Origin of the sequence: Edwardsiella sp. A.80236 (genome assembly GCF_044540725.1) — a bacterium.
GTDB classification, from domain to species: Bacteria; Pseudomonadota; Gammaproteobacteria; order Enterobacterales; family Enterobacteriaceae; genus Edwardsiella; species Edwardsiella tarda.
In genome coordinates, this window is the sequence record NZ_JBIUCY010000002.1 from 58,286 (window position 1) to 69,819 (window position 11,534).

Annotated in this window: 7 protein-coding genes and 1 riboswitch; all 7 genes read right to left on the minus strand. The window is 61.1% G+C overall.

Features of this window, described 5'->3' with window-relative positions; genetic code table 11:
* Window positions 1-57 precede the first annotated feature (57 nt).
* The 7 genes from rluA to sgrR all read right to left on the minus strand — a co-directional run bounded on the left by rluA (window position 58) and on the right by sgrR (window position 11,524).
* A complete protein-coding gene (gene rluA, locus ACEQFP_RS02465; protein ID WP_005282549.1) occupies window positions 58-765 on the minus strand; it encodes a bifunctional tRNA pseudouridine(32) synthase/23S rRNA pseudouridine(746) synthase RluA in 708 nt (235 codons plus the stop codon).
* On the minus strand, window positions 765-3,671 hold the full coding sequence (rapA, locus tag ACEQFP_RS02470; RefSeq protein WP_047060427.1) for an RNA polymerase-associated protein RapA: 2,907 nt from the start codon (window positions 3,669-3,671) through the stop codon (window positions 765-767). Before rapA ends, rluA begins: the two co-directional genes overlap by 1 nt.
* Before the next feature lie 264 nt (window positions 3,672-3,935).
* On the minus strand, window positions 3,936-6,287 hold the full coding sequence (locus ACEQFP_RS02475) for a DNA polymerase II (RefSeq protein ID WP_370546971.1): 2,352 nt from the start codon (window positions 6,285-6,287) through the stop codon (window positions 3,936-3,938).
* A 95-nt stretch (window positions 6,288-6,382) separates the two neighbouring features.
* On the minus strand, window positions 6,383-7,087 hold the full coding sequence (thiQ, locus tag ACEQFP_RS02480; RefSeq protein ID WP_068871912.1) for a thiamine ABC transporter ATP-binding protein ThiQ: 705 nt from the start codon (window positions 7,085-7,087) through the stop codon (window positions 6,383-6,385).
* Window positions 7,084-8,691, minus strand: a complete 1,608-nt coding sequence (thiP, locus tag ACEQFP_RS02485) for a thiamine/thiamine pyrophosphate ABC transporter permease ThiP (RefSeq protein WP_047060421.1) — start codon at window positions 8,689-8,691, stop codon at window positions 7,084-7,086. Before thiP ends, thiQ begins: the two co-directional genes overlap by 4 nt.
* A complete protein-coding gene (thiB, locus tag ACEQFP_RS02490) occupies window positions 8,667-9,662 on the minus strand; it encodes a thiamine ABC transporter substrate binding subunit (RefSeq protein WP_370546969.1) in 996 nt (331 codons plus the stop codon). The genes thiP and thiB overlap by 25 nt, the downstream gene beginning before the upstream one ends.
* Window positions 9,663-9,702: 40 nt before the next feature.
* Window positions 9,703-9,802, minus strand: a riboswitch (TPP riboswitch).
* Between the two features lie 42 nt (window positions 9,803-9,844).
* On the minus strand, window positions 9,845-11,524 hold the full coding sequence (gene sgrR / locus ACEQFP_RS02495; protein ID WP_370546968.1) for an HTH-type transcriptional regulator SgrR: 1,680 nt from the start codon (window positions 11,522-11,524) through the stop codon (window positions 9,845-9,847).
* Window positions 11,525-11,534 lie beyond the last annotated feature (10 nt).

Consider the following 11,534-nt stretch of genomic DNA (forward strand, 5'->3'; position numbering starts at 1 on the left):
TTGCCAGTGATAATGGCCCGCCTTAGCGGGCCATTTTTTTATCGTATGTCGCCGTGCTTAGAAGTCCGCCTCGCAGCGGAAATGCATCGGGGTGCCGAAGGCGGGATGGACGATGCGCAGCTCTTGAGCATGTAGCAGCAGACGAGGCGCTAACGCCAATGCCTGCGGCGGGGCGTAGAAGCCATCGCCAAGGATCGGATGGCCGATCGCCAGCAGATGAACACGTAGCTGGTGTGAACGGCCGGTAATCGGCGTCAGTAGGAGACGCGCGGTTCCGTCGTCGTCACGCGCCAGTACTCGATACGCGGTTTGCGCCGGTTTACCCTGTTCGAAACAGACCTTCTGCTTGGGGCGGTTTGGCCAGTCGCAGATCAGCGGCAGATCGATGAGCCCCTCATCCTGCGTGGGGTGGCCCCAGACGCGGGCAACATAGTTCTTCTGCGGCTCGCGCTCGCGGAACTGGCGTTTCAGCTCGCGCTCCGCCTCCTTGGTCAACGCCACGACCAGTACGCCACTGGTGGCCATATCCAGGCGATGTACCGACTCGGCGCAGGGGAATTGCGCCTGAATACGGGTCATGATGCTGTCTTGGTGCGCAGGCAGGCGGCCAGGTACGGACAACAATCCACTGGGCTTATTCACCACCATGATGTGCGCATCCTGGTACAGCACGTGTAGCCAGGGTTCACGCGGTGGATCATAGTGCTCCAGCGCGGGGGTGGCGCTGGGCGGCAGCGAGCCGCCCGCGGGCGTATGGCGGCCCATTACTGATGCGACACCACGATGAGGCGTAAGGCGTCGAGGCGCCAGCTCGCCTGATCCAACGTCTCCAGCACCTTACGTCGGGTGAACTCGAGGGTTTCCAGCTCATCGTCGCGGATGTTGGGGTTGACCGCCTTCAGCGATTCCAGTCGGCTCAACTCGGCGCTCAGCGCCTCGTCAGCTTCGCGCTTGGCCTCGGCGATCAGCTGTTGGGCCTGTTCGCCGATCAGCGTCTCACCTACCTGCAACATGGCATGTACGTTAGGCTGTACCGCGTTGACCAGCTTGCTGGCGGTATGGCGATTGACGGCATTCAGCTGGCGGTTGAAGCTTTCAAACTCCACCTGGGCCGCCAGGTTATTGCCCTTGGCATCGAGTAACATGCGCACCGGGGTCGGCGGTAGGAAACGGGTCAGTTGTAGCTGCTTCGGCGCCTGGGCCTCGACCACATACACAGCCTCTAATAACAGCGTACCGACCGGTAGTGCCTTGTTCTTCAACAAGGAGACGGCGCTGGAGCCAGTGTCACCGGAGAGGATCAGATCTAGCCCATTGCGCATCAGCGGGTGCTCCCAACTGAGGAATTGGGCATCCTCGCGCGATAGCGCCTGCTCACGGTCGAAGGTCACGGTACAGCCATCCTGCGGCAGGCCAGGGAAGTCCGGCACCAGCATATGGTCGGAGGGGGTCAGAACAATCAGGTTATCGCTGCGGTCTTCCTGATTGATACCGACGATGTCGAACAGGTTAAGGGCGAAGTTAACCAGGTTGACGTCGTTGTCCTGTGCGGCGATGGCCTCGGCCAGCGCTTGTGCCGCCTCGCCCCCGTTGGAGTGCATCTCCAATAGGCGGTCACGTCCCTGTTCCAGCTGCGCCTTGAGCGCGTCGTGCTCGGCACGACAACTTTTCAGGAAGTCGTCGAACCCTTCCAACTGAGCCGGTTTAGCCAGATAGCCTATCAGCGTGTCGTAGTAACGATCGTAGATGGTACGGCCGGTGGGGCAGGTATGCTCGAAGGCATCCAGGCCTTGGTGATACCAACGGGTTAAGACCGACTGGGCGGTGTTCTCCAGGCAAGGGACGTAGATTTGGATATCTCGTGCCTGGCCGATACGATCCAGACGGCCGATACGTTGCTCCAGGAGATCCGGGTTAAAGGGCAGGTCGAACATCACCAATTGATTGGCGAATTGGAAGTTACGCCCCTCGGAGCCGATCTCCGAGCAGAGTAGCACCTGGGCGCCCTCCTCCTGGGAGGCGAAATAGGCGGCGGCGCGGTCGCGCTCGATCAGCGACATCCCCTCGTGGAAGACGGCGGCGCGAATGCCTTCACGCTCACGCAGCAACTGCTCCAGATGTACGGCCGTGGCCGCCTGGGCACAGATCACCAGGACCTTCTCATCACGCTGGGCCAGCAGGAAGTCGAGCAGCCATTCGGCGCGCGGATCGAAGTTCCACCAGGTGGCGTTTTCGCCCTCAAACTCTTGGTAGATACGCTCTGGGTAGAGCATGTCGTTAGCCTGGGCTTCGGGGCTCTTCTTGCTGCCCATGATGCCTGAGACCTTGATCGCCGTCTGATACTGTGCCGGCAGCGGCAGGGTGATCTGGTGTAGGGTGCGCTGGGGGAAGCCTTTGACGCCCTGACGGGTGTTACGGAACAGCACGCGGCTCGTGCCGTGACGATCCATCAACATGCGTACCAGCTCGCTACGAGCCTGTTGGCTGCCTGCACCGCCCGCGTTGGCCGCCTTCAGCAAGGGTTCGATGTCTTGTTCGGCCACCATCTCGCTCAGCATGTTCAGCGCTTCCGGCTGGAGATGGCCGTCGTCGAGCAGTAGCGTGACGGCGTCCGCTACCGGGCGATAGCGTTGCTGTTCAGCGATAAATTGGGCGTAGTCGTGGAAGCGATTGGCATCCAGTAGACGCAGGCGAGCGAAGTGGCTCTCCTGACCCAGTTGTTCGGGGGTGGCGGTTAACAGGAGTACCCCAGGGATCTGTTCGGCCAACTGCTCGATCACCTGATATTCGCGGCTGGGCGCCTGTTCACTCCAGGCCAGGTGGTGCGCTTCGTCGACGACCAGCAGATCCCAGCCGGCGTCGGCCAGTTGCTCCAGTCGCTGCTTACTACGGCGCACGAAATCCAGGGAGCAGATCACCAACTGTTCGGTCTCGAACGGATTGCTGCTGTCTTGGGCGGCTTCGGCGTAGCGTTCGTCGTCGAACAGCGCCACGCGCAGGTTAAAGCGGCGCAGCATCTCAACCAACCATTGATGTTGCAGGCTCTCCGGTACCACGATCAGCACGCGTTCGGCACGGCCATTCAGCAGCTGTTGGTGGATAATCATGCCGGCTTCGATGGTTTTCCCCAGGCCGACCTCGTCCGCTAACAGGACGCGAGGCGCATGACGCTGACCGACGTCGCGAGCAATATGTAACTGGTGTGGGATCAGGCTGGCGCGCATGCCACGCAGGCCACTGGTCGGCAGGCGGAACTGCTCGCTCTGATATTTACGTGCCCGATAGCGTAGGGCGAAACGATCCATGCGATCGATCTGGCCAGCGAACAGGCGATCCTGGGGTTTGCTGAAGGTCAGGCGGCTGTCGAGTAACACCTCGCGTACCGCCACCGGGGTTTCATCGTTATCGCAGCGCTTGCCGATGTAGGTCAACAGGCCGTCTTGCTCCTGCACCTCTTCGATGCACAGCTGCCAGCCTTCGTGGGTAGTGATGGTGTCACCGGGGTTGAACATCACGCGGGTGATGGGGGAGTCATTGCGGGCATACAGACGGTTTTCGCCGGTCGCGGGAAACAGTAGCGTGACCATGCGCGCATCCAGTGCGACCACAGTACCCAATCCCAACTCGCTTTCCGTATCGCTGATCCAGCGTTGACCTAAAGTAAAAGGCATAGATTATCGACTCAACTCTTCGTTCTTGGTTTACATGATGATCGGGTGGCTATCTCAATGGACGCGTTGGTCGCCCAGGCCGATTGGGATAGGTTCCGAGACACCCGCCGTGCAGCGAGCGCCTGCATAATTTAGGTATAAACCAACCGCATCACGGCCTAGCGGCAGTGAAGTCGGCGTTGTCGTGGGGAAAGGGCGTTATGGTAATGGATGGCGCCGCATTCGTCACCCCCTGAGTGGGAAGAATCTTATCATTCCGTCACCTTAGAACAGGCCCAGTTGACCGGTTAACAGGGTGTCGAAGTCGGTGCCGAGAAAGGGCAGGATGGCGTCGGCCACCGGTTGGAGCTGACGCTCCAAGTAGTGTTGATAGTCGATCGGCGCGTCGACGCACTCCAAGGGTTGGGGGCCGTTACGGGTGATGACATAGCTGATCCAGCCGCCCTGTTGATACTGCAATGGCCGTCCGAGGCGACGGTTGTAGTCGTCGGCTAATCGGGCGGCGCGGACGTGAGGGGGCACATGACGTTGATAGTCGGCCAGCGGACGACGCAGTCGCTTGCGGTAGACCAGTTGATCATCCAGTTCACCGGCGAGCAGGCGAGCGCTGTAGGTGCGAATGAGATCGCGGTAGGGGTGTTCGAGGAAGACGCGTCGGTAGAGCGCCTGCTGAAACTGTTGGGCCAATGGCGTCCAGTCGCTGCGTACCGTCTCGAGCCCCTTGAACACCAGGCGTTCACCGCACAGTCCGGCGTAGCGTTTCTTGCTACCGAGGTCGGCGCCACGCAGGGTAGGCATCAGAAAGCGGCGGTAGTGGCACTCGTACTCCAGCTCTAGCGCGCTCTCCAGACCATATTCTTGCTGTAAATGAGCCTGCCACCAGGCGTTGACCTGGGCACAGAGTTGGCGGCCGATGGCCTCGGCTTGGGCCTCGTCATGCGCTCGTCCTAGCCAGACGAAGGTCGAGTCGGTGTCACCATAGATCACCGTATAGCCTTGCGCTTCGATCAGGCGGCGTGTCTGATGCATGATCTCGTGGCCACGCAGGGTAATGGAGGAGGCGAGGCGGGGGTCGAAGAACCGGCAGGCATCGGTTCCTAAGACGCCGTAGAAGGCATTCATCAGGATCTTCAGCGCCTGGGCCAGCGGTGCGTTACCCTGCCGCTTGGCGGCGTCGCGCCCGAGCCAGAGCTGGCGGACGATATCCGGCAGGGCATGTTGGGTACGGGAGAAACGGGCGCCGAGAAAGCCGGGTACGCTGTGCTCCTCTCCCGCGTCCTGCTGGGCGGTGATCAAGCCGACGGGATCGATCAGAAAGGAGCGAATGATCGCCGGATACAGACTCTTGTAATCCAACACTAATACCGAATCATAGAGCCCTGGACGCGATGCCATGACAAAGCCGCCGGGGCTGGCCTGAGGCGCAATATCACCCGTTGAGGGCGCGACAAACCCCAGGCGGTGCATGCGTGGCAGATAGAGATGGTAGAAGGCGGCGACAGAGCCGCCGTGGCGATCGGCGGGGAGGCCGGTGACGCTGGCCCGTTCCAGCAGAAAGGGCAGCAGAGCGGTATGGGCGAAGATGCGCGTCACCAGCTCGCAATCCTTGAGGTTGTAGTGCGCCAGCGCCGGCTTATCTTGGCGGAAGCGGCGCTCGATCTCGGCTAAGCGCTGATAGGGGTCATCCAGCGCCTTCCCCTCGCCGAGTAGGGTTTGCGCGACGTTATCCAGGCTGTAGGAGGGGAAGTGCCAGAAGGCGCTCTTCAGCGCCTCGATGCCGTCGATGATCAGGCGACCGGGGGCCGAGGCGAAGAAGTGTCCCGTCTTGAAACCGTGTTCACGCCACGCGAGCGGCGTGCCGTCACGTCCCAGCGAGAGCGGGATGCCATAGCATTCGGCGTGGCGTTGTAGGATACGGAGATCGAACTGCACCAGATTCCAACCGATGATCGCGTCGGGATCGTGCTCGGCCAGCCAACGGTTGAGCGCCTCGATCAGGGCGGGACGGCTGGCGACATAGGTTAGGGTGAAATCGAGTGTCGTCGCATCGCCGTTGGGCGGCCCCAGCATATAGACGATACGCTGGCCGCAGCCATGCAGACCGATCGAGTAGAGCTCTCCCTGTGGGCTGGTCTCGATATCCAACGACACACAGCGGAGCGTCGGCCGGTAGTCGGGGTGGGGTTTGAGGCGGACAAGGTTCTCACCGTGCGTCGTATTCGCCTGCGGGCTGAACCACAGCGGAGCATGGATGAAGCGCTCCATCAGATAACGATCGGCGGGACGAATATCGGCTTCTAACAGGTGGATCCCCTGTTCTTCCAGGTTACGTGCGATCTGTTGAAGCTGACGGTAGCTCTGGCAATAGAGAGCCAGCACCGGTTGATGATGGAAGTCGTGCAACGCGACGGGGCGCAACGTGCAATGGGGGAGTCCGCGCAGCACCGGCGCAGCCTGCTCTTGCTGTGCCGCAGGCAGAAAGGCTACCGCCGGTTGTGGCGCGAGGGTCACGCGGCGTGGCCCATCCGCTGTCGCCAGCCAGAGGGTGATGCTGACGCCTTGCGGCGTATCGCGCCAATGACGGGTAAGGATAAAACCAGGTTGGGCGCTGTTCACACGGCGGACTCCTCGGAGCGGCGGCATTGCCGCCGAGATAGGTTAATTCTGCCGGGGTGTCAGCGGGCTGTCCAATGGCGATGGCACCAATCGTGTTAGGCGGATGCCGAGCAGCCGAGCAAGCTGGCCGCAGGAACACTCCCCGCCAGTAACGCGGCGGTAGTGCCATCGTAGGCGATATGACCTTCATCGACGATCAGCGCGCGTGGGGCGATACGCTGTGCATCGTCCAGATTGTGCGAGACCATTAATAGTGTCAGACGCTGCTGTGCACAGACCTGCTCCAGTAGGGTGAGCATCTCCGCCCGCAGAGCCGGATCGAGGGCGGAGAAGGGTTCATCCAGCAGCAGGATCGGCTGATGACGTAGCAGGCAGCGCGCCAGGGCGGCGCGCTGGCGTTGTCCGCCGGAGAGTTGTCCGGGCAGGCGCGTCAGGTAGGCGCTGATGCCGACCTGTTCGGCGATGAGGGCTAGCTGGCGCTGTTGCTCGGCGCTCAGTCGCAGGCCGGGATCCAATCCCAACCCCAGATTCTGGGCGATGGTCAGATGGGCAAACAGGTTATGGTCCTGAAACAGCATCGACACCGGGCGGCTGGCGGGGGGCGTTTGGCGGCAGTCGCGCCCATTGAGATCGAGCGCGCCGCTGCGTGGCGTCAGGAAGCCAGCGATCAGGCTCAGCAGGGTACTTTTCCCTGCCCCACTGGGCCCGAGGATGGCGATACGCTCGCCGGCGGCGGCGTGCAGTGTAAAGCGCAACGTCTGTTGTTGGTATTGGTAGGTCAGATCATCCAGGCGGATCATGGCGATGTTCTCCCTGCGGGTAGGCGCTCCAGCAGGCTAAAGAGGAGTAGACAGACCGATAACAGCAGCAGGGCGGTAACGGCGCCGTCGGCACTGCGGTAAGCACCGAGCTGTTGATACAGGTAGAAGGGTAGGGTGCGGAACTGTTCATTGCCAAACAGCGCGACGACACCAAAGTCACCCAGCGATAGGACGCAAGCGAAGGCCAGCGCTTGTGCTAACGGACGGCGTAGGGCGCGTAACTCGATCCAGCGTAGTCGGTTGAGCCCCGTGATGCGCAGTGACAGGCACAGCGTATCATAGCGCTCGGCCAGATCGCGCATCGGATACTCCAGCACCTTCATGGCATAGGGGATCGCCATCAACGCATTGGTCGCCATCACCAGTAACGCCGGGGAGTCAGGCAAGCCGATGCTGGCGTTGAGTAACAGGAAGAAACCGGTAGCCAACACGATGCCGGGCATCGCCAGGATCAGCATGCCGCATAGCTCCATACCCTGCGCCCGCCAGCGTAATCCGCGCAAGGTGAGCTCACGACTACTCCACAGCAGCATCATGGTCAGGGTCACCGCCAGCACGCCGGCGCCCAAGGCGATATACAGCGACGTCCATAGCGCTTGCCACAGCGCTGGTTGGTGCAAGACGCTAGCGAATGCCTGATTCACGCCATCGGTGATCACCGCCAGTAGCGGCGGCAGCAACAGCAACAGGGCGAGGCCGATGGTCAGTACATCCGTGAACCTCTGCCAGCCCGAGTCGCGTCCATCGCGCCAGACTAAGCGTTGACTGTGGCCGACGGGCAGGGCGCCGGATAGACGCTGGCTCAATAGGACTAACCCGAGGCAACAACTCAACTGTAACAGCGCCAACTGAGCGGCTCGCGCCGGGTCGTAGTCATAGCTTAACGCCTGATAGATGGCGAGCTCGATGGTGGTAGCCTGAGGGCCGCCGCCGAGGGAGAGAACCGTGGCGAAGCTGGAGAAGCAGAGCATGAAGATCAGCGCCCCAGCCGGGGGGAGTTGGCGGCGTAGATAGGGCCACTCGACCCAGCGTAGGATCTGCCAGGAGGACATGCCGAGTTGGGCCGCTAGCTGGCGTTGCTCGGCGGGTATGGCCTCCTGAGCCTGAAGCAGCAGGCGGGTCGCCAGCGGTAAGTTGAAGAAGACATGCGCCAACAGGATGCCCGTGAGCCCGTACGGGCTGAAGGTGTAGTCGAGGCCTAGCGCGTGACAGATCCGAGCCAACCAACCTTGGTGCCCATAGACGCTCAGTAACCCAAACACCGCCACCAACACCGGCAGCACCAACGTCATGGCGCACAGCCGTAGCAACAGGGTGCGGCCGGGGAAGCGGCGGCGAAACAAGGCGCGGGAAAGCGCAATGGCCGGTAGCAGCGACAGTAGCATCGAGAGCGCGGCCTGCCAGAAGCTGAAGCGCACCACATGCCACAGATAGGCATCGTGCCACAGCGAGCGGGCATGGCTGGCCGGTGCGCTGTGCCATAAGGCGCCGAAGGCCAACAGCGCCACCGCTAATAGCAGCGTGGCGGCCACCATCCCTGGCCATAGCCAGGCGGCGATCAGCGGCTTAGGGCGTTTTGCCATGCGCGGATCCACTCGGCTCGGTGTTGGGCAACCTCAGCGGGCGTAAAGCTGAGCGCTGTCTGCGGCTTGGGCAAGTCCGCGAAGGCGGGGGGCAGCGGTACCGCCGTCACCGGGTACATCCAGTTGCCCGTTGGAATGGCTTCCTGGAAGGCCGGCGTGGTGATGAACTGCATAAATTGATGCGCTAGCGCCGGTTGGGCGCTATGTTTCAGCATGCCAGCCACTTCGACCTGGAGATAGTTCCCCTCGGCGAATGGCGCGGCCGCGTAGCGATCGGTGTGCTCCTCAATGATGTGGTAGGCCGGCGAGGTGGTATAGCTCAGCACCATATCCGCCTCTCCCTTCAGGAATAGGCCGTAGGCCTCGCTCCAGCCTTTGGTGACGGTGACGGTCTTCTGCGCTAGCTTCTGCCAGGCGGCGGGGGCCTGATCGCCATACACCTTCTGCATCCATAGCAGTAGGCCCAATCCCGGGGTACTGGTACGAGGATCCTGATAGATGACGCGCCACTTCTCTGGCCCTTCGACCAGTTGTTTCAGGCTGGTGGGCGGGGTCTTCACCTTCTGGCGATCGTAGACGAAGGCAAAGTAGCCGTAGTCGTAGGGGACGAAGGTCGTATCGTGCCAGCTGCCCGGTACCGTCAGTGCTCGGGTATCGACCTGGCTGGGGACGAACAGTCCACTTTGTTGAGCGGAGGTTAACAGGTTGTTATCTAAACCGAGCACCACATCCGCCGGGCTTTTCTTCCCCTCCATGCGCAGGCGATTGAGGATGGCGACCCCATCCGCCAGTGGCACCAGTTTCAGCTCGCATTGGCAGGATTGTTCGAAGGCTTGCTTGATCTTTGGCCCAGGCCCCCAATCGGCAGCGAATGAGTCGTAGGTATAGACGGTGAGGACGGGTTTATCGGCGGCGTGCGCCAGCAATGGCGCGGCTAATAGGGCCAACAGTGGCCAGATTTTGTTTAACACTTTGCACTCCCTTAATGGTGGTGGCAAAGGTCTTTGAGCAGCAGCAGGCTCTCTCAAATCCCTCCGCCGGTATTAACCGGATCAGGTTCGACGGGTATGCTCTCAGCCCGCATCGATAGCGGGCACCCCGTTGAGACAGGCGCTTATTGTAAAGAGCAGGTGCGGGTTTAGAAAGCCGTTTGTTAATCCTCGGGAGACGGGGGATGCTCCGGCGGGGCGAACCAGGCAGATTTAAAGTCGAACCAGCCTAAGGTATTCATGCGTACGCCGCGCATGCTGTGCTGGCCGTGCAATTTGAGCCAGTGGTGGAATAGGGGGTGAAGCAGATGGCGTTGGATTAATTGTTGGCTCCACTCGGCCATCGCGAGACGTTGCTCCCGCCAACGGCGGGCCTCTTGGGCCAGATCCAGCCCGCTACAGTGGGCGAGCAGCGGCATCTCGTACAGCATGGCGAAGATGGAGAACTCTAGCGGTAGGTAGAAGTTGGCGCTGCCCAGCCACAGATCGCTACAGGCCTCACCCTGGTGCCAGCGCTCATAATCGATTTCCTGCATTTCCAGCGTGACGCCATGGGCGCCCAGCAGCGGTTGTAGTGCCTGATAGATGGCGTGAAACTCGGAGTGATCGCGATAGACGGTGACGCGCAGATGCGTCAGTTGTGGCGGCTTGGGGGCGACAGCGAGCATCTTGTTGTGGTGCCAGCGTGGCAACAGGCCGTAGGCGGGGGACCAATAGCGCTGATGCAGAGGGCTGGCGTTATTGAGCAAGGCGATGGGACTGATGGTCTGGCACAGCCAGGCGCGTACCGCGGGATCGCGTAGCTGCGCGCTGCGCTGGTCGAACAGCATAAAGTAGCAGCCCTCCTCCAGGCGGCTCTCTAACTCGTCACCGCCACCGCCTTCGGCCTGGAGTTGTACCCCGGCATGTACCAATTCCTCGGAGATCTCAGGCAATACCCAGATGTTGACTTCATCGATCAATGCTCGGTAGCCGAAATAGGCGTCGAAGGCGCGGATCTTTAACTGATACGGCGTGTTACGAACTACCTGATAGGGTCCCGTACCACTCGGCAGGCGGGAGAAGTCCGCCATCTGCTGCCATTCCTGTGGCAGGATCATCGCGGGCACGCTGCCGAGTAACCAGGGTAACCAGGCGTCCGCCTCGTGCAGATGGATATCGATCACGTGGGGCGTAGGCGAGTCGATGCGGGCAAAGTGGCGAAACAACGGGAGTGGGCGTAGGCGTTCCAAGGAGGCGATGACATCTGCCATGGTGAGCTCTCGCCCATGATGAAAATGAATCGCCGGGCGTAGGTAGAAGCGCCAGTGACATGGGGTGAGTGCCTGCCAATGGTGGGCCAGATCGGATTCAAGTTCCCCATTTTCCTCATTTATACGCGTCAGGCCGCTGAAGATCTGGCGCGCCAGATGGGTCTCCGAACGGCGTAGCGGCGAGGCGGGTAACAGCCCGAGGAGAGGACGATAGTAGAGGATACGTAGGATATGGCGCCCCTGGCGAAAACTGCGTCCCAGTTGAGCCAGCAGCATCTGGCGCGCACTGTCACGGTCGCCGACCAACTGCACTAATTGCTCGAAGTGGTCCTGTTCCATCAACTCCTCGGCACGCAGTTGCTGCATCTCTAGGGCACTACGTTGGAAGCTAAGATGGGACTGTTTACCGCGACCACTGGCGGCCTGCCAGTGTAACCAACCCTGTTGTTGCATCGTATTGAGCAGGGTACGGACATGGCGACGCGAGCAATTAAGCGCCTCAGCCAGCTGTGCCAGGGTGGTGTGACAACTCTGCCCCTGACAGTGTTGCCACAGACGAATGAATTGGTGTTGCAGCCGGGGTGTCGACATAAATGAGGAT